Here is a 23,817-nt window from a genome sequence, read left to right on the forward strand (position 1 = left end):
TCACCGCCGCACCTGCCTCTTGTCCCGTTCCCACATCTCCGGCATCTCCCACATCCATGGCCCGCGCCACGGTAACCGCCGTCGTCACTCCACGACCTGCCAGCTGAACTCGATGGTGGCATCGGGCTCAGCCGCAGCCAGTGCGACCAGCTCTGCGAGCAGCTCGGCCGGTGCCTGAGAGATGTTTGTGCGCGCCCTGCCCGAGCGCCGGACGGCACGGCCGTCGGTCCCGGTTCCCGTCCCGGCGGCCGGAAGGGGCGGCTGTGTCGTGGGCACCGGAGGGTGACTGCTCGCGGTGGTGAGGTCCACGGCTCCGGGCGAGGTGAGCGGCCCCGGAGCTGGCGTTGACGGACCGGGCGCGGGCCGGGTGGGCGCGTTGGCGGCCTGGTTGCGCTTGAGCGCCGCGACGCCCGCCATCCGTGCCTTCTCCAGGGCGTCCTTGAGATTGACGGTGCGCTGGTCGGCGTTGGCGGCACTGCGCAACTGTGCGAGGACAGCCTCGCCCTCCGGGCCGACGTTCGCCGCCAGCTCGAACGTGTCCCAGCTCGCGCCCGCGAGCGCTGCCGCGACGGCCTCGGCCTGCTTGACGGAGGCGCCGTAGCGGCTGGCCGAGGCCGCGCCGAGATCGAACGCGGCGAAGGCCGTGATGATCTGCTTGGCCGCGGCGATGCCGCCCGCCACGCCTTGGTCGAAACCGGCCAACTCGTCTAGGAGATCCCGCGACCGGCGGGCGAGGGCGAGCCGGCCGGACTCGTCGCCGCCGTCGAGCGAGAGGAACACCGAGTGCCTCTCCAACTGCCGCAGAAGATCGTCCGCGTGCGGCCGGAAATGCCGGGCCTTGGCAAGAATCTGCCGCGCGAACTGACTGACCAGCCGCCCCCGGCGGAGCGTCGGCGGCTTAGCCTCCGCCCCCTCCACCCCGAAGACGTCCCAGTACCGCCGCCCCGCTTCCTCCCAGACCTCCTCCTCGGGCAGCGGCTGTGACCGCAGCCCGTCCTGCGACCTGATCGCCGAAAGCTCGGGCGCCGGGTCCAGAACGGCACCCGCACGCACCCACACACGGTCGTCCATCTCCGCGTACGACGCGATGACCAGGTTCGCGAGGAACGGCTCAAGGCCCATCCGTTCGGGCCGGTCGATCCACTCGGTGAGCTTGGCGACGCCGAGGTCACCGGGGCCGCCGTCCGTCCGCGCCATCAGCGCGAAGTGATCGGCCCACCGGTTCGACAGCCGGAAGTACGCCTCCTTCTGCTGCCCCAGCCCGAGCGGGACGGCGATCCGCTCCATCAGGGCCTTCTCCTTGCCCGAGTTCTCCACCTGCCGGTCGGAGGCCTCGGCAGCCGCCCGGACGAGCCCGAACACGGTCCGCGCCTCACTCGCCCTGACGGGGGTGTTGCTGCCCTGCGGGTCGAAGTCCGGGTGGGCGGGGAACTGGTGGGCGAGCAGCTTCGCGACGATGTGCCGGACCCCGGCCCGCATCGACTGCCCGATGGAGATCCGCAGGTCGGCAACCTCGGGCAGGGCCTCAAGATGGTCGTTGAAGGAGACGTCGACGTCGGAGGCCTTCTTGTCGGCCAGCCCGTACGCCTCCTTGAACGCGTCTTTCACGGTCTGCGCCAGCGACTCCCGCTGCCCTTCGAGCAGGGCCTTGGCCCGTGCCCGGTTGTCGGCGTTGAGGTGCATCGCGTACTGGGTGTCGAAACGCCGCTGGTCGGCGAGCGCGTAGTCGATGACGACGAGCCGTTGGAAGTCCTTGTAGCGGGCGGCGGACAGCCGGGCGGGAATCCACGCCACGGTCTGCGGATGCGTACCGGGCCGCTCCCGCAGCCCCTGCATCCGGTTGGCGTCGTCGACCGCCCCCCACTCGCCCTCCGCGTACGGCAGACCCATGATGATCCGCCACATGCCCTCCTGGCTCGGCTGGAACTCGTGGTCGGCCAGGTCGTCGGGATCGGCGACGGTGCCGAAGACGACCTCCGCCGTGCGGTTCGAGCCGCGCCATACGAGGTTCAGCTCGTCGGCGATCAGCCGGTCCTGGAGGTCGAGCCCCAGCTCCTCGGCGAGCAGCCGCTTGGCCAGGGTGCGCCGGTTGCCCCGGCTGTTGTTCACGTTGGCGTTGGCGATGACGGAGTCCACATCCACGCCGGCGAGTTCGAGCCGCACGCCCGGGTTGGTGTCGGTGCCGGTCGCCTTGATCTCGGCGAACTGGGCGGCCCACTCCTTGACCTTCGTCTTGATCATGCCGACGTCGGCACCGGGGATCGGCGAGACGACCGAGCCGTGGTTGAGCGCGCCGAGCCGCCGGATCGTGAGGTCCCGCAGCGCGGGCACGCTGGGCGCGAGCGCGGACAGCAACAGCGTGCACATCAGCCGGTTGTCCCCGACGAAGCTCTTGCACCGGCCGAGCAGCGCCGGGTCCGTGATCGAGTCCCGCCGGTGCGTGTACTGCTCGATGTCTTCTTCGGTGACCTCGTACGTACCGAGCAGATACGGCCGCATCTTGGTCCGGTACAGCTTGTCGGCGGTCTGGAACTCGACCTTCAGAGCGTCCACGAACGGCTTGTCGCCGCCGTCCGCGATCACCGGATACAGATCACCGAGCGGGATCAGCTGATCGAGGGTGGCGTCGTCGCGGTGGGTGGCGAGCAGCTGCCCCATGAGCTTGAGACCGGTACGGGACCGCTGGAGCGCGGACGAGATGTGGACGAGCGTGTCCATGAAGGCCGGCGAGAAGGGGTACGTCAGCCGGAACGACGCCTCGTCCGCGCCGGTGGTCCCCTCGTCCGACCCGAGGAGTACGTCCCACACCTGCGGCCCGACCCGCTTGATCTTGGTGAACGCGGCGTCGAGCTTGGCCCCGGCCTCCGCGTTCTTGGGCTTCAGCAGCCGGGCGTGCGCGATCTGCGGGAGGTTGCGGTCCTCCAGGGTGATCTTGTCGAAGCGCCCGGAGGCAAGGTTGAGGCTGTCCTGGATGGCGGTTTCTGCGGCCCCGGAGGTCTCCTCACCCACCAGCTCACGCAGATCGCGCTGGCGGGCGATGAACGACACGATCGGAATGGCCCGGCGTGAGTCGGCGCCCTCCACGAAGTTCGTGATCTTGTCCGCCTCGCGGGAGACGAACTTCTGGTCGTGGATGCGGTTGGCGAGCCAGAGGATCAGCTCGTCCATGAACAGGATCAGACCGTCGTACCCGAGCGACTTCGCGTGCTCGGCGATCACCGCGAGCCCCGCGTCGAGAGAAATGAATCCTTGTTCGTCCTCGGCGGCATTCTTGGCGAACCCCGGGAACCAGGTGGTACTGGCGTCGTGTACGAGTTTGGCGCGCAGCTCGGCGGGGGTGCTCGGGTTGACGAGGTCGAGGTTGACCTCGCCGCCGTCGAGTTCCTCGGCGGCGAGCGCGGTGTCCAGCAGTTCGGGGGTCCAGGCGAAGGACTCGCCCCACTCGTCCTCGTCGTCCCCGGTGCTGCCGGGCACGTCCGCGTCCCCGTCGGTGCCGGCGAGCCCTTCGATGAACTTGTCGTCGCCCATACGGATGCGGTGCGAGCGGATGTCCTCGAAGAGGGCGTCGGTTCGGTAGACCTGCGGGGTGGGGATGTCCTTGTCGCCGTGGAGCGCCTTGACGTGACTGACGTACCCGCCGAGTACGCGCTGCTCCAGGGACTTCGCCCCGAGCATGTGGTACGGCACCAGCAGGAAGTTCTTCTGCTCGGTGTTCAACCACTCGTGCTTGCCCAGTATCGGGTCGAAGTCCCGGCGGGAGAGGGCGGCGGGGTCGCGACGCAGGATGGCGTGAAGGACGGCCATGAAGTGGGACTTACCCGAACCGAACGATCCGTGGAGATACGCGGCTTTCGAGGTGTTCCCGTCGAGCGCGGCCCTGATCAGCCCGAGGGCCTCGTCGAAGTTGTCCAAGAGCCGCTCGGTGACGACATAGTCCCGCAGCGCGTTCGCCGCGCCTTCCTCGGTGACCGCCTCGGCGAGCTTCAGGACGAAGTCGGAGGTGGAGATCGACGTCTTGATGTCGATGACGTCACGGAGGAGGGGGGCGGTGGCGGCGGCTGTCGGGGCCATGTTTGTCTCGCGTCTCCTGGGGCCGGTTTTGATGTGTTGTGGCACATCTGGGGTTGTTCTGGGGCGGGCGCCTTGGGGCTGGGGTGGTGCTGGGGGCGGGGTTGTTGCTTGGGTCCCAGGTCCGAAGGGCCGTATCAGATCGTAACCGGCAGGTATGACAGGGCGGAGGTGCGTGGGGAGGGGAGGGGCGGTTTGTGGGGTGGCTGGGTGGCGAAGGGCGGGCTGGGGGGCCTGGCCCTTCGCCGGGGCCGTTCTTCCTGCGGCCCTGTGACCGACCGTGGTTGGTGGTCACGGGAGGGGACTCAGCAGCTGAGCTGAGTGACGAAGGTCTGCCAGGCGTCGCGGCTGAATCCTAGGACGGGGCCGGTGGGGCACTTGCTGTCGCGGACGGGGATGAGGTGGGGGATGTTGTCGGCGATCTCGACGCAATCCCCCTGGCCGCCGCTGTAGCTGCTGACTCGCCATGCAGCTATGGCGAGGTCCGACGGGGCGACGCGGGCATGCTTCATGGTCTGTACTCCTTGACGGCGCGTTGGATCAGCGTGAGCGATTCCGTGGGCGGCAAGGCCGACATGCGGGCGTCATCGAATAGCGCTCGATAGTGGGCGACTTCGGGTTCTCGTTCGATCCAGATGTTGCCGGTCGGCGTCTCGGTGAGTACGAGATCCAGTGATGCCACCTGCGGAAAGCGCATCAGCAGGTACGGGCCGAACATACCCGAGTACGCACCCCGCGAGAACGGCAGCACCTGAATGGTGAGGTTGGGCAGATCAGCAAGGGCGGCGAGCTGCTCCAGCTGCCCACGCATCACCTCGGGACCCCCGACCTGCTGTCGCAGAACTCCCTCGGAGAGGACGGCCCAGAACTCCATCGGGGAGTCGCCGGTCAGCCGTTCCTGCCGGGCGAGCCGCACCTGCACGAACTGCTCGATCTCCTCTGGGCTCTGCCAGGAACGCGAAGCGACGGTCACCGCACGCCCGTACTCGGGTGTCTGTAGAAGCCCTGGAACCAGCTGTACCTGGTACGTCCGCACGCTGTCGCAGATCGCCTCCAGCTCGATCTGGTCGCGGTACGCATCGCCGAGGACGGAGTCGTACTGGTGCCACCAGCCTTCGCGCCGCCGCCGGTTGGCCTTGCGGGCCAGAGCTTCGAGGCGCTTGCGCGCATCGTCGTCGTCGACTCGGTAGGCGCCCATGAGCGCGTTCAAGTCCGGTGTGCGAACCGGGACATGGCCGTTCTCGATGCGGCTGATCTTGCCCTTGGTGCAGTCGAGGACCTCGGCGGCATCTTGCGTGGTGAGGCTTGCCGCCTCACGGAAACGGCGTAGCTCGTCGCCGAGTTGGCGTCCAAGGACAGTGGATGGCTTCACGTTTGGCATACGCACTCCCTATCAGGGCCGAGGGCCCGTGATGGCGAGGTTACTCGAAAGGGTGAATCAAGCCTGAGAAATCCCTTCAACGTTGCGTGAATGTCTCGTCTCGCGGCATTCTGCTGCACGGAGCAAGGGCAACCCCTCAGACCAGTGGGGGAGTTGACTGCGAGGAACCGACCCGCCTCAGGGGGCGTCATGGCAGACCGCGACAGCTCGAACGAAGTGCACTTCCGGATCTCCCGACACCCTCGGGGCGTGGGCTGGTCGCGGTCGATACTCCGGGACGCGCTCGCGGGTTGGGGCATGGAGGAGGGCGTCACGGAGGCGGCGGAACTCGTGTTGTCCGAGCTGGTGACCAACGCGCTGCGGGTTCCGGTGCCGAGGGACCGACTGGTTGGCGTGGGTTTCGTCTACGACGTGGAGGTCGGACTACTGCGCCTGGAGGTGAGCGACGCGGGGGCGGGGTGCCCGGAGTTGGGGTCGCCGGGGGAGGGTGACACATGCGGGCGGGGTCTGGTGCTGGTGGACGCGCTGGCCGACCGGTGGGGTGTGCGCGATCGGGAGGGCGGGGTCGGGAAGACAGTGTGGGCGCAGTTCAAGGTGCCGCAGGCGGCGATTCTGCCGGTGGGCGGTGCGGTGTCCTCTGGGTGAGGTAGTGGCCGGGGCTTCGAAGTTGCTTGGTGGCGCGGGGAATTGGTGGATTTGGGCCAGGGGGCTTCGGTGAGGGCGGGTCGTGAACGGTGGGGCTGGCCCAGACACACCAGTCTCACTTGTAGCGGGCAGTGGAGACCGCGTCACCGCCCCTGAGTGCGCTGCTCAACGTCGGCCATCACATGCGAACGCCTTGTCGAGGCCCGGTGGTGGACACGCTGGGCCTCAACAGGGCGTGGGTGGAAGTCAGTTCTTTGCGGCGGCGCCACCGCTTCTGCCGCGCTTGGCCGGTGCGGGGCGCCAGGCACGCAGGTCGTCGTCGGTGAGACCATGCTGCCCCTGGTACACGGAGCGGTGCCCGGCGAAGAAGGCGGCGGGGGAGCCGCTGTACATCGCGTCGAACCCGTTGTGCCACTGATCGAGCCAGGGCTGGAGTTCGAGCAGGCCGGCGAGGAGTGGGGTGATCTCCTCCTTAGTCAGCTCGTGCACGGTGAAGTACGTGGCGAGCGCTTGCGCCTGCTCTCGGTGGTCCCAGCCAGCCCAACCAAACAGCTCGGGGGTACCGGAGAGGGACCCGGTCGCGTAGGAGATGAACCGCTCCTTGGGGACGTCGAGTTTGCCGCGTGCCCGCCAATAGGACGGCTTGAGAAAGTCGGCGGAGACGTAGCTCTGTGGTGCTCGAATGGAGTCCCGGATCGTTCGCTTTTCCGCCTCGGTCTCAGCGGCGTCCTCGTTGCGCTGAAGCTCCCAGACGCGCTCCCAGTCCTGACGCTTCTTCAGGGCTGCGGGCTTATGGCGGAGGGCGGCGAGGAAGGGGACGTGCTCGTCGGCGAGGAGCGCCGACATGACGGTTTCCAGTTCGGTGTGGGGCGAGTACAACTCGGCGACGCCGACGAAGTCCTCGTCCCGAGAGAGGAGGTCGGTGAGCTGGTACCGAGTGCGGATCGTGGGCTGTCCGTCCTCGTCGAACCAGTGCTCACGCTTCTCGATCCGGTCGAGCAACCAGGACTGCAGGGCCTTCTTTTGAAGGGCATCCCACCCTTCGGTCGCCCAACGTCGCTTGTACTCGGGCCGCTCGATCATGCCGATGGCACGGCTGGTCTCGATGACGTCGATGCGCTTCTGCACGACAGCCTTGTAGGCGTCGGACCAGTGTGCGGGCAACTCCGTGATGGGCGTGGACCCATGCCGCTTGAACCACTCCCCGGACGCCACTCCCTTCTTCACCCGCCGAGCGAGAACAATCTCGAAGGCCCGCTCGCCGAGGACGAGTTTGGGAACCTCGGATTCGGGGGCGCGAAGGTCTTCTGCATGCAGGTTGTAGAGGGAGTAGACCTGCCAATCGAGTTCCTCTTGGAGGCCGATCATTTGGCCACGGGTGGAGAGCCACTTGGCTTGGGCTTCTTGGAGAGAGGCAGCAGTCGGGGTGGTGAGAGCATTGGGGCTGGAGGCAGCAAGCCTCTGCGCGAAGTTGTCCAGCTTTGTGGCCAGGGCGGTGGGGTAGGTGGATGGCAGCGGGAATTGCTCCAGCTTTGTACCTGTGAACTCGTAGCGGTCAGACCAAGGATGGATGCTGACGCGTGCTCCGTCGTCACCCATGGGGTCACCCCCCTTTGGGTAGCTCACCATCTTGAGCCAAAATCCAGCTGTAGAGCTATTGAGAACTCCGAGCAGCCGAAAATACTCTTCCTCGCCAGCCTCCTCCCTCAGCTTGACTACTGGCGCGGACTGCTTGAATACCTTGCCGCCTCGATCCAATACGAAATGATTGTGAGTTGCGACAAAGGCGAATGTAATCAGAAGTTGAGCATTTAGACGCTCTTCCTTGTAGAACGCATAGTTCGACCAGGGAATTCCTCTCTGTTCCTTTGTTTTGGCAAAATATAGAGTGTTGCGGAGGATGTTTCGTGCGGGCCACAGTGGGCCGTTTTCTAGGTGCTCGCGTTCTTTGGGGCTAGCATTGATCGGGTAAATTGCATCCGCTTCAGGCGAACTGTCCCAGTCGCGGATTTGGTCACCCTCTAGGCAGGGGCGTGAACGTGCCATGTGGGCTTCAGTCCATGTGGCTTTGGGGCGCGGAAATGCGAATACGTCGTCATCACCTGTGATGGCGGAGAAGCCGCTGGAGCTAGTCAGTGTGGCGAGCTTTTTGATGGTCGAGCTTGTGATTTTTTCAACCATCTCCAAACCGCCATCGGGAAGAATCCATGGCTGCTTCCCGAAGTATCGCTCCCGGTCGAGGTCATCGACGGAAACCCATTCACTTACCGAACCCGGCTCTTCGATTTGACTCTTGAGAGCCTGCCAAACGAGTCCGTCTTCCCCGAATTCGGGAGCGGAAGGTTCTCCTTGGACACTGCGAACAGTCCGAATCGTCTTCCCCCGTGCTGTCCCCGCTCGCCGCCGCCCCACCAAAATCACAGTCGGTGTCCCATGTCCAGGAATGTAGGCCCCCGAGGTGTCAATAACCTCAGTCAATTCCACCTTATGCGCGAAGTATTCCTCAATCAGCTTCGTCCCGAACTCCCGCTTCATGAACGAGTTCGCAGTGATCTGCCCAACCATCCCGTACCCGCGCCCATCCGGCTCCCCAACCTTCGCCAGCTGGAAAAATCGCTCGGCAAAAGGAACCGACAATGCATATTTTCCGGCGCAGGATTTATAAAGCTCTCGATAAAGCGTGTTGAGCTTCTTATCCTTGACGGTGATGTAAGGTGGATTCCCCACCACCACGTCATACCGCCCAACCTCAAGAATCCCCTTGAACTGGGCCTCGTGCACATCCTCAGTAGCGTAAGAAAACTCCGCCAGCTCGTCCTTCTGCTCCGCACTGAACTCCAGTTCCCCTTGCCCTCCGGTCCCGCGCACGCCGAACTCCAGCTGCCGAGCCTTGATCAGCGAGTCGCCTACCGCCAGGTGTACAGGCCAGTCATACCGCCCGGCATCTGCCAGTGTCCGCACATTCGCCGCCGCCATCGCGGCCATCAGCAACCGGAACCGCGCGATAGCCACGGCGAACGGATTCAAGTCGACCCCGTGCACGGAATCAAGCGCGGCCCGCACCAGCTCGTGCGGGTCCTTGCCCGGAACCTTCTCCGTCCACAGATCTACCATCCGCTTGAACGCGCCCAGCACGAAGTGACCGGATCCGCACGTCGGGTCGATCATCTTCAACTCGCCGAAACGGGAACCGAGTTCGCGCACCACCGGATTCATCGTCCGGTTGAGGATGAACTCCTCCACGAACTCCGGAGTCTGAAGCAGCGCGTACCTCTTACGGGCCGCCTCAGACAGATTCTGGTACAGGTCACCCAGGAACCGCGTGTCCCAACCCTCCGTGCCGTCCGCGTTCAACGGGTCGGTGAAGTCGTGGATCAGTCCTTCCTCGCCACGTTCCCTCCAGAACTCCACCAGCACCCGAGCCCCGTCGTGCGACAGCGGAATCTGGTAAAGCGGGTTGTGACGGCCGTCAAATAGCAGCTTGCCCGCCTGTCCCGCACCTAGTTCCGCGAACGCCCGCTCCAGCCACCCCCGGTACGTCGGGTCGGCGCCCTCGGAGTCGTCGGCCACGTACTGGGCGTACCGCGCCTCCGCGAGGTCCTGGCGCTCCTGATCCGGACCCGCGAGATACGGCTCGGGAATCAGTCGGTTGTCCTCGCAGAACCGTACGAACACCGTGCCGAGCACCCATGCCACGGCGACCTGGGTGATCCGCTCCTTGAGCCAGTCGTTCCACGTGGCCGCCGTACGTTCCAGCTCCCGCGCCCGGTCGTACTCGGCTCGCAGCCGCGCGCCCACCTCAGGTACGGCACTGACTTGCTTGTCCAGGTCCACCTCGACCGCCTTTACCCGCTTGATCAGGTCGGCCAACAACGCCTTCGACTTGCGGTCGATCACTTCGTCACATCTCCACTCGTCGCTCGTACACCCGCCGACCGAGCCGCGCCCACCGCGCCGCCCGCTCCATAACTCACGCCAGTCCCGCTCCGGTCACACCAGCCCCACCCCTACTCCACCACCAGCCCCGCCCCCGCCCGATGCCGATTCCCCACCCACGAGTCCGGCAGCACGATCCACTCGCCCAACCCCGCCTGATACGGAACCGCGGTCACCCCCAGCCGAGGCGGACGCGTCGGGTCGCTCTGCGGGCACAGCAGCCACAGCCCCCGCCCGCCCCGCCGGGACCGCTCCGCCAGCCGGTCGAGGACGCCCATCGCGTCGTACCGGCCCAGCACCCCGGCATCAACGAGAAGCATCGGCCCGCCGCCACTCACCGAGCCCCCCGCACCCGCACCCGTACCCACACCAGTCCCCAGCAACAGCTCAGCCAACCGAGGCTCCACCACACCCCAGGCAGTCCGCGCGTACTCCGCGAACTTCATCGCTCCCCGAGACCCCGGCTCCGCCACATCCGCCCGCACCAGCGTTTCCCACGTCGGCTTGGGACGCTGTTCGACCAGTTCGTGCAGGGCCGCCAGGAACAGCTCGGTCACGGAGACGACCCCGGCCTCGAAGCGATCCCCGTCCAACTCCCGTACCGCCGCGCCCGCCAGACCCGTACGTACCGTCAGCACCCGGAACCCGTCCCGCCGCGACGACGACGTCAGCCGTTCCTCCGCCGCGACCGCACCAGCCAGCTCCGTGTCGTCGGCGTAACGGTGCGCTGCGATGGTGCCGGTGGCCACGCGGCGGGCGCCCGAGGACAGGAAGCTCGACGCGTCCGCCAGTTTGCGCGGTAGGTAGCGCGATGTCCGGGTGCCGGAACGGGTCGACAGTTCCAGGTCGAAGCCCGCCTCGCGCAGAGCCGTCGTCAGACGACCGCCCCTCGGGAGTTCGTGGCTTCCCCGGTGGTCCAGCAGCTCCGGGAAGCGGGCTCGTACGCGCTCGTGGACCTCGTCCACCGTCAGGCCGGGCTGACGGGCGCGCTCCAGGTCGGGGATGACGCGGACCAGGCCCGCCTGGGTCAGGCGCAGCGCCCGTACGAGGGGTAGGTCGCGCGGGTAGATCTCCAGGCGCGGGGTCGCGGCGGCGTTGCGGGAGGCCGCAGCCGCCAGCTCCGCCGTGCGGCGCTCGTCCCACTCCACGGCCGCGCTCGGGGGCGGGACCGCGCCCAGTTCCGACAGGACCGTCGCGGCCGTCGGCAGCGTCGGCTGCTTCGACAGGCGGTCGGCGATCTTCCCCAGACGCTGGGCGTAGTCGAGGAGGCCGGGGGCCGACGGTGTTTCCGGGGCGTCCGCCTCGCCGACCTCCAGGGCCAGCAGGCCGGCGCCCATCGCCTCGTCGGACGCCTCACGGTTGGGAGCGTGCCGGAACTCGCTCTCGTCCGGCTTGAGTTGCTCCACCTCGACCACGGCGCGCACCGCCGCCAGGGCCAGGGCCCGCCGCTGCTCCCGTTCCTCCAGCTGGGTGCCACGGCGTACCACGAGCGCGTCGGCGATCTCGGCGGCCGAGGCGACCCGGCCCAGGTCACGCAGCAGTTCGAGGATCTCGGCGCGCAGGGCCTGGACCGCCGGGTCCTTCTTCCACCGTCCGCGCTGGGTCTTCAGCATCTGAGGGATACGGCCCGCCGAGAGGCCGAGGGCCGTCGCCACGTCCTTCTGCTTCGGCCACACCCCGATGTCGGGCAGCTCGCCGCGCTCGTCGGGCAGGCGCAGCAACAGCCGTACCATCTCGCACTCGTTGCGGTTCGACTCGTCCTTCTTGAGCTCGGGGACGAAGACCGTGGCCAGTGCGTCCAGGCTCACCGTGCGCAGGGCTGCGGCGGGGAGGGATCCCGCGCCTCCGCTCGCCGCCACCGCGTGTGCGACGGCCGCCTCGGCCTCCGTCAGCTCCTCCTTCGCGGCCTTCCGGCCCTCGGGAGTCAGGGGCGCGGTGGGCCGCTCGGCGAGCTGCCGGCGCCACTGCTTGATCCGGCCCAGCACCTCCTTGCGGGTCTTGGCGCCCAGGCCGGGGGCGTTGACGAGCTGGCGCTGGCTGTAGTCGAGCAGCCCCCCGACCGTGTTCACCGGCAGGCCGTACACGAACGACTCGGCGGCCGGGCTCAGACCCGAGGCCGAGACCGGCGTGTCACGGTCCACCTGACCGGCCAGCCGGTCCCGCTGCTGCTCGGCGGTCTCCTCCTCGGCGGCGTCGATCACCGGTTCCGCGCGCGCTGCCACGCCGTCCCCGGCGGCGGCTTCCGTAGCCGTTGCTCCAGCCTTGCCCGGAGTGGTCGACACCGGACGCAGGCGCCGCGACGACGGCTTCGCCTCGTCCATCGCCAGGAAGATCCGCTTCCAGGCGTCCCGCATCGGCTTGAGATCCTTGAAGCGCTGCGCCGCGTCGCGGTGCAGCGCCTGCTGGAAGAACGTCTCCAGTCCGTCGCGTACCGCCGGGTCGAAGGCGTCGACGGCGATCGCCGGATGCGGCTCCTTCTCCGGATCGGTCTGCCGGGCCGACACCCGGCCCCCGCCCCACAGCGGCAGCTCGCCCGAGGCCATCTCGTGCAGGGTGACGGCCACGGCGTACCGCTCGGCGTGGGCGTCGTACACCGAACGGTCTGTGAGGTCCCCGATGAACGGGTCCAGATAGCCGTCCGTGCCCGCTCCCGTCTCCTTCACCGGGTAGCCAGCCAGCGAGAAGTCGATCAGCACCAGCTCGCGGGTGCGGTTCGGGCGGACGCGGATGGCGATGTTGTCCGGCTTGATGTCCCGGTGCCAGACGCCCTCGCCCTCCAGAAAGTCGACGGCGCCGAAGAGGTAGTCGCCGTACGCCTCCAGCTGGTCCACGGTCAGTCGGCCGGACTCGCGCAGCTGACGGGCCACGGTCTCCTCGCGCCGCCTGGTGCGGGAGCCGCCCGGAGCGGACGCGTCGCCCTCGCGCTCGTCACCGACGTACTCCAGGACCAGGACCGTGCGGCCCGCGATGCGCTGCGGCTCGGACTCGACGAGGCGGATGATGCGGGAGTCGGGGCGCAGCCGCCCCATGACCTCCGCCTCGTGCTCCAGCACCTCGCCGCAGCGGTCCGACAGCGCGACCTTCAGGACCGCGAAGGACTTGGACGGCCGTACGTCGGGGCCCGCCGCCAGATCCCGCACGAGGAACGCGCGGCTGGTCGAGCCCGTCCCGAGCCGGCGCTTGACCTCCCAGCGGCCCGCCAGCAGATCGCCCGCGACGGCCTCAAGTGGGTCCTTCTCCGGTTCCGGCTCAGGCTCGGGTTCCGGTTCGGGTTCGGCAGGAGTCGGAACCGGGGTCGGAGTCGGAGCCTGCGGTGCCGCCGGGCGGGCGGGCTCGGTCAGGGTCTCCTCGACTACCTCCAGCATGTCCAGGAAGTCGTCCACCGAGGTCAGCCGGTCGTTGAGGCTGTAGGCCGTGGCCAGCTGGACCAGCTCGTCGATGTCCTCCGACAGACCGTCCACCACGGCGCTCGGCCGCAGCCCCTCGCCCGCCTCGAAGCGTGCCACCAGCTCGGCCTGACTGGCCGCCGGAGCCCTGCCGGTGGCCAGCAGGTAGGTGAGGACGCCGAGGCCGTAGACGTCGAGCGTCACCGGGTCGGCCTTGGGTGCGGTCAGTTCCGGTGCGAGGTAGGGGTCAGCGCCCTCCGCGAGGTGCGCGCCCGCCCGGGAGAACGTGGTCGGCGCGAACCGCTCACCGCCGCCCGAACCGGCGTCGCGCTGCACGGCGACCTGCCAGTCCGAGATCTGCACGTACGGGTTGAGCCAGCCCGCCTCCTCGCCGTCCGCCCCCGCGGCGCGGCCCCGGGGCCGGGGCATCACGTGGATCGCCCTCGCTGCCAGCGTGCGGTGGTAGATCCGGCGGCCGTGCGCCGAACGCACCGTCTCCGCCAGCTGCCGCACCAGCGCCATCCTGGTCAGCACGTCGAGCTTGTCGCCGTACTGCGCCAGATACTCGTCCAGCCGCAGGGTCCTCGGGTCGTAGTCGAAGATCAGCGCCGGACCCGCCGGGTGCCCGGACGGGTCGTACTGCTTCAGCTGTACGACGCCCGGGTGCCGGAACCGACGCAGCACCGCCGCCTCGCGCCGCGCCGCCCGCTCCACCGAGGCCCGCTGCTCGGCGTCCGAGCCGCGCTCGCGCAGATAGACGCGGACCCGTGCCGCCTCGGGCAGCTCGCTGTGCCGGGCCAGATAGTCCGCCCACGTCGGTCCCGAGTCGAACGACTTCCGGTCGAGCTGGTAGGGCCCCACCCGGTACTCGGCGTCACTGGGCGCGATGCCGATCCGCCGCAGGGCGTTCGCGATGGCACGCGACTTCGGGGCGTCGATCCGGCGGCGTTCGTCGAGGGGCGGGCGCTCCAGCATCTCGGCGAGCTTCGGCACCGTGAACAGGCCGTGCTGGTCGTGCGCGGGCAGACGGTTGCGCAGCGAGGAGTCGGTGAAGCACACGGCCTCCGACACCCACACCGACAAACCCTCGCGGCGCAGCAGGGAGGCCAGCTCCTTGGCCTTCCGGTTCGCCAGGTGTAGGGGATTGCCGTGGGAGACCTGCCGGCCACTCGGCTGGGTCTGCAGCCAGGACCCGTTGCGGGACTCGACCGAGCCGTGCCAGTCCTTCAGCTCGATCAGATGCACCCCACCCGGGGTGATGACGAGGAGGTCCACCTCACGGACGTGGCCGGTGCCCGCAGTGAAGGTGAAGTTGGACCAGGCATGCCAAGGTTCGTTGTTCTTGTCCCGGAGCTTCTCGCGGATGGCCGTCAGGCCGCGCCGCTCATGCTCGAACTGGGATTCGGTGACCGTGACCCACCGGCCGTCCCGCATACGTGATCCCCGCTCATCTCGCCCAGCCGCCCCGACCAATGCTGCCCGGACGGCGAAAATCGCCCCTCGCATGCTACTGGGAGTGCACGGTCCCTGCGGCTGCCCTGCGCACATACGGCCCCTCGGGCACCGCCGGAAGCCTGCCGATCTCACGGGTCTTGGCCTGCGCGTTCCGGCCCGGTGACCGGAATCGCACCCTTTCGGTACGCATGACCCCAGCTCACCCTGGTCCCAGACTGCCGCGGGGCAATGTGGAGGGGGCCACCATGTCCGGACCGTTGTACGTTCCCGCTCTGCCCGTGCGCCTCCACGCCGTGGCCTCGGTCAAGGACCTCGCCCCACGGATCCGTGACCGGACGGCTCCCCTGTGGACGCTGCCGGCCCTGACAGCCGCAGGCACCGACGAACTCCAGCGGACGGTGGACAAGGAACTCCGGCGGGTCGCGGCCGTACAGAAATACACGCCGGCCTGGCTGGACGCCCCACACGCCGACCTCGACGAGCGCGCCTACGCGGACCTGCTCCCCTCGTACTGGTCCCACACAGCGCTCCGGCCGGTCACCGACCCGGACCTTCCCACAGCCCACCAGGCCGTGGCCGTGGAGAGCGCTCGCTATGGCGGCAACGGCCTCGGCATACGTGTACGGCTGCCCGGCGCATGGAACGACGAACTCGCCGAACGCACCGCGGCTCTGCTCGCCCGGACGGGTCCCGAGGTGCGGGTCGATCTTCTCCTTGACCTCCAGACGGTGCTCCCCGGCCGTCCCGACGCGGGCAAAGAAGCGCTGCGCGCGCTCGACGCCCTGGTGCCCCTTGCAACCTGGCGCACGATCGCCACCCTTGCCGGTGGCTTCCCGGACGAAGTCGACAGGTTGCTCGACGGAGAGCGGGGCGAGGCCGACCGCGCCGACTGGGACATGTGGCACGAGATACGCGCGAGCGGGCGGTCGTACGCGGAGTCCGTTCGGTACGGCGACTACGGCACACTCCCCGCCCGCAACCTCGACAGAGCGGCGGACGACAGTGATCGGTCGCGGTTCGGGCTGCTCCGGTACACGACGGAACGTTCCTTCCCGCTCGCCCGGTTCTGGGCCGAGAACCGGGGCGAAACCGGTGTCACGAGGGAGGCGGCGCGGTGGATCACCGAGTTCCCGGACTTCCGGGGAGAGGGCGCGAGCGCGGGCGACCGCTGGTATCAGCAGTGCGCCCGGACCACGGGTTCCAAGGGCACGGGCAACGCCGGGACGTGGAACCAGGTCGGCAACGTCCAGCACATGACGTACGTCGTCCGCTGTTTGGCCGGAGGCGCGGATCGTCCCTGAGGTCGGCAGCGGTCAGTGACTGCCGAGCGCCTCGCGTAGATCGTCCGTGAACGACCGCCAGGACGCGAGCTGCCTAATCGGCCCTTCGCGATCCAGCATCTGTAGGAGCCGCGCACGGTTCTCCGGAAAGCGAGCCTGGAGCTTCTGCAGACGCCGTCCGCTTTCTTCGCTGGCCGTGGCGATCGCTTGCTTGAGCATTTCCTTGGGGTCCGGCACCGACTCCGCGCGTGCCGGTCTCGGAAGGTTGAGCGCCACCCTGCCGTTCGGGTTTCCCGCCACCTCGCGAATCGCCACCTGGTCGAGTAGCAGCCAGGCTTCCAGCATCCGCACCGGGATCGCGGGCACATGGGCCAACCCGGGGCTCACCGCGCTCACCGCGTCCGTGATTTCTCTGCGGCGCTCATCAGGGCGTTCGCGGTCGGAGTCGCGGTGGACGACGACGAGGTCGAACTCGTTCTCACCATCGCTGAGTTGTTGCGCGGCGCGCAGCTTGTTCGCGACCGAGCGGCCCGGCTTGTTCGGCAGACGGTCCAGCTCGGGGACCGTCACATGGATCTCCCTGCCCATATCCCATGCGATTCCCTCGATGTGGGAACGCAGGCCCATGTCACTGGTTCCCTCACAGAGATAGAGGGCGCGAATGGTCACGAGGCATTCTCCTCGAGAGTCAGCCGTGCCTGGGGTGGGGCCGTGAGGTAGGCGAGGATGTCGGCCTTGGTGCCGTAGCCCTTCCCGGCACCGCCGGCACGCCAGGTGCCTGCCAAGGGGCGCAATCGCAGACCGCGCGCGGCCCTGCCGCCGGTCCCCGGAACGGTGGTCGTGTCGGCGATCAGCAGGTCCGCCGCATCGACGAGCTGTACTACACCCGGTGAGTGCGTGTTGATCAGGACCTGCCGGAAGGGGTTGTCCTCGCCCACCGGCAAAGAGGGATCCACGGCCAGGTCTCGTACCAGGTCCACCATCGCGGGGAGGTTCGCCGGATGGATGCCGTTCTCCGGTTCTTCCATGCAGAGCAGACCGTGCACCTGCGGGTCCTCCAGCAGGACGCACAGGGCGAGGAAGCGCAGGGTCCCCTCCGACAGGCTGCGGGCGGGCAACACCATGCCGTCGATCTCATGGAGCTTGATGGTCAGCAGTTCGCGGGTGTCGTCGGCCTCTACATTCAGCGTCCTGACGTGCAGACCGGAGAGGTCCGACAGACGACCCGCGACCCGTGAATAGATCCGCGCGGGATCGTCCGGAGACTTCTTTCGCGCGATCCGGTCCAGGCTCCGCGGCAGGTACCGGCCGTCGGGCTGCATCTCGCTGGGGTCCGAATAGCGATCGGATGTGCGCAGCGCGGAGGGCTCGAGCGCCATCCGGCGCCAAGACTGCATTTCCCGCCGGGCAGTCAGGATGGTCGGGTCGTCGTTCCGGTTGATCGTGGAGAGCATGGTCTGCGGTGCCCGGCTCGCGGGTGCTGGACGTGGCTTGCCGCCGCCGCCGCCGTCGGCATGGATGCGGACCACGGCACTGCCCGTCTCAAGGGACGTTGAGATGTAGGGCGCGCCAGATCTGCGACCCCGGACCACGACATCGCGGAAGTCCCTGGCGCTGTGGGGGAAGCGCAATTGTGACAGAGCGTCACTCGGCCTGATCCGGCTGAGATCCTCGTACCGCAGTGTCAGCCTGCCGCCCCGCTCCCCGCCCTGCGGCGGCTGGTAACCGAGGTGCACCTCGTAGCGGAGGAACGTGGACGTCGGTCGTGCCAGCCTGCCGAAGTCGTCCTCCGCCTCACCCGGGACGATCATCTCGGCGGCGAACGTCATCAGGTGCTCGCCGTCCGCATAGCCGTTCCAGAACAAATCGCGCGCGTCACCGTGCAACGTGCCATGCGTTCCGCGGACGGCCTGGGCCGCCTCGATCATGGAGTGATCGGTGAGCAGACTCAGGAACTGGATCGCGTCGAAGACGTTCGACTTCCCCGTGCCGTTCTCTCCCGCGATGCAAGTGAACGGGCCGAACTCGACCCGGAGATCCAGCAGGTTCTTGAATCCACTGACTTCGAGCCGTGTCAGCATGTGCCCCCCGTCGGTCCAACCCTGGCGCGCCCCTGGAACGAGTGCTGCCCGGCCCGCGTCCAGGGCCGCCTGCGCGCAGAGGAATGATAGGGCGTCAGACCGCGATGGGCCGCGCGCCCGGCGGTGACCGGCGACGGAACCGGGGCGTCGGCCGAAGAGCTGGCAGGATGTATCCGACGAGACAGTGGATCGTGGACGCCGACGACGTACGGAGGAGAGGTCGCCGCTGTGCCTCCGACTGACGGAGCTGATTCGGGGACGTCCTCGCTGGACAGGGCCGCGCTTGTCGCGGGCGTACGCAAACAGGTTCGGGCGCTGGAGGTGGATCTCCGTGAGCGCAGCGATGACGTCGACCGGTATCGCGACCGCCTCCGGGGCGTGTACGAAGACGCGCGGGCAACCGGTCGTACGGCTGCCACGTACGGTGTCTGGCGGGACGAGCGCATCACACAGACCGCCGTGGCCTGGGTGCTGGGCACGGTGTTCGTACGCTTCTGTGAGGACAACGGACTCATCGACCGGGTCTTCATCGCGGGGCCGGGGAGGCGTCTGGCGGAGGCTGTGGAACGGCAGGACGCCTATTGGGCTGAGCACCCAGGGACCAACCACCAGGACTGGCTGGCGGAGGCGTTCACTTGTCTGGCGCGGTCGCACATAGCGTTGGCCCGCATCTTCGACCGGGAGCACAACCCCGTTTGGGACCTGTCACCCTCCCCGCGCGCTGCGGCCGAGCTGGTTGAGTTCTGGAGGTGGCGGCGGGGCAAAGACGGGTCACTTCAATACGACTTCACTGACCCGGAACTCGACACCGATTTCCTCGGTGACCTGTATCAGGATGTCAGTGAGACGTCGCGAAAATCCTACGCGCTGGTCCGGACGCCTGATTTCATCGTGGATCTCGTCCTGGACCTCAGCGTCGATCCGGCCATCGCGGAATTCGGGCCCCCGGGCTTCCGTGGGATCGACCCGGCCTGCGGATCGGGAACGTTTGCACTGGGGTTTTTCGAACGGCTGCTGGCCGCCTGGCGAGTGGAGGAACCCGCGACGCCGGATCACGTACTCATCCGCCGGACCCTGGATTCCGTCCATGGCTGCGACGTCAATCCGTTCGCCGTGAGCATCACTCGGTTCAGGCTGCTGATGGCTGCCCTGAGGGCGAGCGGTCACCGGGCCCTGAGTGAGCTGTCGGGACACGTGATCAATGTGGCGGTCGGTGATGCTCTGCTGGACGGGCGAGGTGCTCCGGGAGAGTCGGCGCTGTCGTTCCCCGGGGGGAGGGAGGGCGAAAGTGGGGGAATGATGGAAGACGTCGATTATTTCTCCGAGTCGTGCGATCTCCTGGGCCGGAATTCCTACCATGTCGTGATCTCGGAACCTCCCTTTGTTGCTGAACGCGACAAGGCGAAAAGCGTGGCCTACAGGGAGGCATATGACGTGGGTTCCGGGATGTCCCCGCTCTCGGTCTTCTTTGCCGAGCGCATGTTTCAGTTGGCGGTGCGGAAAATCGGAGGAACCTCCGCTGGTTACGTCGGCCAGTACACGTCCAGTTCCTTCATCACTCGTGACTTCGGCGAGAAACTGATCGAGGAGTTCCTTCCGCGCGTCGCACTGACCCATGTCATCGACACCTCCGGCGTCTACGCACCGGGCCACGGGACCCCGACCCTGATCCTGGTCGGTCGGAACGACCCGACCAGGAGTGATACCCGGGTGCGGTCGGTCCTCGGTGTGCGTGGTGAGCCCAAGCAGCCGACGGATCCGGCCGAGGGGATCGTATGGAAGGCGGTTCTCGACCAGATCGACCGGCCTGGCAGCACGTCGGAATGGGTGAGCGTTCAGGACGAACCACGGGAGCGTTACGCCCGCTTCCCATGGACATTGGCGGGTGGCGGGGCTGCGGACCTCATGGACGTACTCTCGCGGGCCCCCCGACAGCTGGCCGACGTGCTCGCCGCCTCGGTCCGAATCGTCGCAGATCCAGGTCAGCGAGAGGTTTTCGCCCTTGGCCGACCCTGGTTCGCCAGGCATCCGGACTCTGCCGGACTAAGCCTCAGCATGGTCACCGGCGAGACCGTACGGGACTGGCGTGCGGAAGTGTCGACGGAAATGCTGGCCCCTTACCACCGGGACGACTCACCGCGTCTACTGGACCTTCGTACCTCATGGGGTCGCCACCTCTGGACGATGCGAGGGATCCTTCAGGCTGCCCCCGGGGCGCGGGAACCCTTCCAGACCGGGCCGTGGTGGACCTGGAGACGCTGGTCCCCCGGCGCCAATCGGGGACTGGTGATCACGTTCGCGGCCATGGCCTCTCACAATCACTTCGCCGTCGCATCCGCCGAAAGAGCGTACAACAGGACCGCACCCGTGCTGCGGCTGTCACCGGCCGGGGGCGAGGACGAGAACATCGCTCTGCTGGGAGTGCTCAACTCGTCGACGGTCTGCTTCTGGCTCAAGCAGACAGGCTCCACCACCGGGTCCGATGGGCCGGGTGTCTCCTCGCCCGGTGAAGAATGGGCACGGACCTACCGTTTCGCCACGAAGTCTCTCCCACGGCTTCCGCTGCCGACTGCTGTTCCGCTTGCCCGTGCGCGGAAACTGCATACCTTGGCCGAGCGGCTGGAGGCCCAGGAACCGAGCGTCGTCTGCTCACAGGAACATCCGCCCTTCCGAAGCGCCCTCGACGCGGCGAGGATCAGCCGCGACAAGACACACCATCGGATGATCGCTCTTCAAGAAGAGCTGGACTGGCAGGTCTACGGCGCCTATGGAGTGTTGTCCGCCGACGAGCAGGCACGCTTGACCACCACCCTCGATGTTGCGCCGCCTTCGCTGCGGCTGGGTGAGCGTGCTTTCGAGATCGTGTTGGCACGCAGGATCACCACCGGCGAGGCTTCGGACTCGTGGTTCGTGAGACATGGCGCAACGCCGATCACCGAAATCCCGCAGCACTGGCCGGCCGCCTACAAGCGGGTCGTGCAGGCCAGAATCGACGCAATCGAGTCCCATCGGGCGCTCGCCGTTGTCGAGCGCCCGGAGTACAAACGGCGATGGTTGTCGGAGCCCTGGGACCGGCGCCAGGGACAAGCGCTGCGTACCTGGCTGCTCGACCGTTGTGAGGATCCACGACTATGGTTCGAGCACAGGAACGGGGTCGAGCACCCGCGTCCCCGGACGATCGACCAGCTCGCACGGGAGTTGACCACCGATGCCGCAGTCCGTTCCGTGGCCGCGCTCTACGCAACCGATCACCTCGGGAAGCGAGACGCGCCCCTGCGTGATGTGCTGGCGGCGGTCGTGGCCGACGAGTATGTGCCCTATGCGTCCGCGCTGACCTACCGGGAATCGGGACTGCGCAAACGCGCCCAGTGGGAGCAGGTCTGGCAACTCCAGCGCAACGAGGACCTGACGGGTGAGGCACTGGGCATTCCCGTCCCGCCGAAGTTCACTGCTGTCGACTTCCAGCGTGCCTCTTACTGGTCGCTTCGCGGCAGCCTGGATGTTCCACGGGAGCGCTTTGTCTCCTATCCCGGCACCGATCCCGAGGAGGACGGCCCGCTGATCGGCTGGTCCGGCTGGAGCGACATGGACCGTGTTCGCGTGCTGCTGGACATGGTTGGTGCACTACGGCAGCAGCCTCACCCGAGCGCCCACCGGATCGTTCCCCTGCTTGCCGGAATGCAGGAACTGATTCCCTGGGTAAACCAGTGGAGTGACCCGAGAGCACTGGGCGGGGACCTCGACCACGCAGGGACCTACCAACGTGAACTCGACGACCTGCGCACCGCTTTCGGGCTCGCCACCCACGACTTGACCTCCTGGCGACCTCGGAAGGTCACGCCGAGAGGGAAGTGACCGGCGATGCGCGCAGTGTCAGGAGCGGTGCGAAAACCCGTGACCAGCTTCACGGAGGAGAACCTCAAGTCGCTGGCCGGCGCCCCTTCCTACGAGCGCGGGCTCGGGTACCTCGACGTGGTGTCCGGGGTCGAGGTCGGCGACGGCTGGATCACCGCGACCGTCCATGGCACGGACCGGTACGGGGTTGAGCTGAACCTGGACGGCCCCGGAGGGCTGACCGGCGAGTGCGACTGCCCCTACGGGCTGGAGGGCAACTTCTGCAAGCATCTGGTGGCCGTCGGTCTGACCGTGCTCGCCCAGAAGAAGAGCCTGCCGCGGCAGCGCAAGGCGGCCCGGAACCGTGCGCAGGAACTCGACGCCTGGCTGTCGGCCCTGTCCCAGGGCGAGTTGCTCGCCCTGGTACGCGAACAGCTCGGCGAGGACCGTCAGTTGCGGCGCCGCCTTGAACTGCGGGCCGCGAGTGCCCGCGGGGACCTCGCCGCGGTCCGGTCGAGCATCCGTGAGCTGCTCGACATCGGCCCGTTCGCGCGGTACGGGTACGTCGAGTACGCGGACGCCCGCGCGTACGCCGACCAGGCCGGGCAGGCGGTGTCCGCCATCGGGGCGCTCACCGGCTCGGGCCAGGCCTCCGACGCGATCACCGTGGCGCGAGAGGCGATACGGATGCTGGCCGAGGCGTTGGAGAGCGTGGACGACTCCGACGGAGGGCTCGGGCAGGTCGGCGACGGCCTTGCCGACGCCCATCTCGACGCGTGCCGTGCGGCGCGTCTCGACCCGGACGAGCTCGCTCACTGGCTGGTCGGCCATGTGCTCGGCGACTTCGACGGCATCACTGACATCGATCCGCTCGACTACGAGGATGTCCTCGGCGAACGAGGGATGACCGTCCTGCGAGAGCTGGCGACCGAGGCGTGGCGGCGCAGGCGCACCGGTTGGGCCGAGAAGTCTCTCATGGAGCGGCTGGCCAAGGCTGGAGGCGACATCGAGACGGTGGTAGCCGTGCACGCGACCGACCTTGCCGCGAACGGCCACACGCACCTGGTCATCGCCCGCGACCTGGACACCGCCGGACGTGCCGGCGAGGCCCTGCACTGGGCGGAACGCGGCGTCCGGGAAGCACGGGACCTCGACACCGTCGACACAGCCCTCATCGACTATCTCCACGAGCGCTACGAGCAGGCGGCCCGGCTTCCCGACGCCGTCGTCCTGCGCCGGAACCACTTCGGCGCCCGCCGCACCCTGCTCGCGTATCAGCAACTTCGCGCCGCCGCGCGGGCCGCGGACTGCTGGCCGGCGGAACGCGAGGGAGCATTGGCCCTGCTGCACGCAGACGCGTCGGGACGGCAAGGGAGCTGGTACGGCGGCCCTGTGTTGATCGACGCCCTGCTCGACGACAAGGATGTCGAGGCAGCCTGGCAGGCCGCCGCAGAAGCCGGTGGGGCTACCCACGACCGACAGTGGCTTGCCCTCGCCGACCAGGCACGCGCAGCCCGTCCCGCCGACGCGCTCGGCGTCTACCTACGCCTGGCCGAGCCGCTCACCAAGCAGACCGGCAACGGCGTCTACGCACAGCTTGTGGGCCTCCTGCTGAGCATCCGGGACTGTCACCGACTGCTGGGCACACCAGGTGAGTTCGCCGCGTACGTCGCTACCCTGCGGGCCGCGCAGAAGCGCAAGCGGAACCTGCTGCGCCTCATGGAGGAGCACGGGCTGTGAGCGGGACAACG

11 protein-coding genes are annotated in these 23,817 nt (G+C 67.8%); 4 read left to right on the forward strand and 7 right to left on the reverse strand.

Annotation, left to right across the window (positions count from 1 at the left end; genetic code table 11):
* Positions 1 to 84 precede the first annotated feature (84 nt).
* From pglY to CW359_RS29850, 3 genes are all read right to left on the reverse strand, one after another.
* Positions 85 to 4,071: a BREX-2 system ATPase PglY gene (gene pglY / locus CW359_RS29840; RefSeq protein ID WP_105973292.1), complete on the reverse strand. Its 3,987-nt coding sequence runs from the start codon at positions 4,069 to 4,071 to the stop codon at positions 85 to 87.
* A gap of 302 nt (positions 4,072 to 4,373) precedes the next feature.
* Positions 4,374 to 4,580 (reverse strand): DUF397 domain-containing protein, encoded by a 207-nt coding sequence (locus tag CW359_RS29845; protein WP_105973293.1) that lies wholly within the window; start codon positions 4,578 to 4,580, stop codon positions 4,374 to 4,376.
* Positions 4,577 to 5,449: a helix-turn-helix domain-containing protein gene (locus CW359_RS29850; RefSeq protein ID WP_105973294.1), complete on the reverse strand. Its 873-nt coding sequence runs from the start codon at positions 5,447 to 5,449 to the stop codon at positions 4,577 to 4,579. Before CW359_RS29850 ends, CW359_RS29845 begins: the two co-directional genes overlap by 4 nt.
* A gap of 189 nt (positions 5,450 to 5,638) precedes the next feature.
* Here CW359_RS29850 and CW359_RS29855 point away from each other — a divergent pair, with 189 nt between their 5' ends.
* Positions 5,639 to 6,094 (forward strand): ATP-binding protein, encoded by a 456-nt coding sequence (locus CW359_RS29855; RefSeq protein ID WP_105973295.1) that lies wholly within the window; start codon positions 5,639 to 5,641, stop codon positions 6,092 to 6,094.
* Between the two features lie 246 nt (positions 6,095 to 6,340).
* On the opposite strand, the gene pglX (CW359_RS29860) is transcribed toward CW359_RS29855, so the two are convergent.
* Together pglX (CW359_RS29860) and pglW are read right to left on the reverse strand one after the other, a co-directional pair.
* Entirely contained in the window at positions 6,341 to 9,991 is a 3,651-nt protein-coding gene (gene pglX, locus CW359_RS29860; RefSeq protein WP_105973296.1) for a BREX-2 system adenine-specific DNA-methyltransferase PglX, read from the reverse strand.
* A 110-nt stretch (positions 9,992 to 10,101) separates the two neighbouring features.
* Positions 10,102 to 14,850 (reverse strand): BREX system serine/threonine kinase PglW, encoded by a 4,749-nt coding sequence (pglW, locus tag CW359_RS29865; RefSeq protein ID WP_105973297.1) that lies wholly within the window; start codon positions 14,848 to 14,850, stop codon positions 10,102 to 10,104.
* A gap of 266 nt (positions 14,851 to 15,116) precedes the next feature.
* On the opposite strand from pglW, the gene CW359_RS29870 reads away from it, so the two are divergent.
* The gene (locus CW359_RS29870) at positions 15,117 to 16,172 is read left to right on the forward strand and encodes a beta family protein (protein WP_105973298.1); all 1,056 of its coding nucleotides are present in this window, start codon (positions 15,117 to 15,119) and stop codon (positions 16,170 to 16,172) included.
* 12 nt (positions 16,173 to 16,184) lie between these two features.
* On the opposite strand, the gene CW359_RS29875 is transcribed toward CW359_RS29870, so the two are convergent.
* A complete protein-coding gene (locus tag CW359_RS29875) occupies positions 16,185 to 16,820 on the reverse strand; it encodes a hypothetical protein (protein WP_105973299.1) in 636 nt (211 codons plus the stop codon).
* A complete protein-coding gene (locus CW359_RS29880; RefSeq protein ID WP_105973300.1) occupies positions 16,817 to 18,232 on the reverse strand; it encodes an AAA family ATPase in 1,416 nt (471 codons plus the stop codon). Before CW359_RS29880 ends, CW359_RS29875 begins: the two co-directional genes overlap by 4 nt.
* 228 nt (positions 18,233 to 18,460) lie before the next feature.
* Between CW359_RS29880 and pglX (CW359_RS29885) the strand changes: the two genes are divergently transcribed.
* Together pglX (CW359_RS29885) and CW359_RS29890 are read left to right on the forward strand one after the other, a co-directional pair.
* On the forward strand, positions 18,461 to 22,087 hold the full coding sequence (pglX, locus tag CW359_RS29885) for a BREX-2 system adenine-specific DNA-methyltransferase PglX (RefSeq protein ID WP_105973301.1): 3,627 nt from the start codon (positions 18,461 to 18,463) through the stop codon (positions 22,085 to 22,087).
* A 39-nt stretch (positions 22,088 to 22,126) separates the two neighbouring features.
* Positions 22,127 to 23,806 (forward strand): SWIM zinc finger family protein, encoded by a 1,680-nt coding sequence (locus tag CW359_RS29890; RefSeq protein WP_198655435.1) that lies wholly within the window; start codon positions 22,127 to 22,129, stop codon positions 23,804 to 23,806.
* Positions 23,807 to 23,817: the final 11 nt, after the last annotated feature.

It is taken from the genome of Streptomyces geranii, from assembly GCF_002954775.1.
In the GTDB taxonomy this organism is placed as follows: Bacteria; Actinomycetota; Actinomycetes; order Streptomycetales; family Streptomycetaceae; genus Streptomyces; species Streptomyces geranii.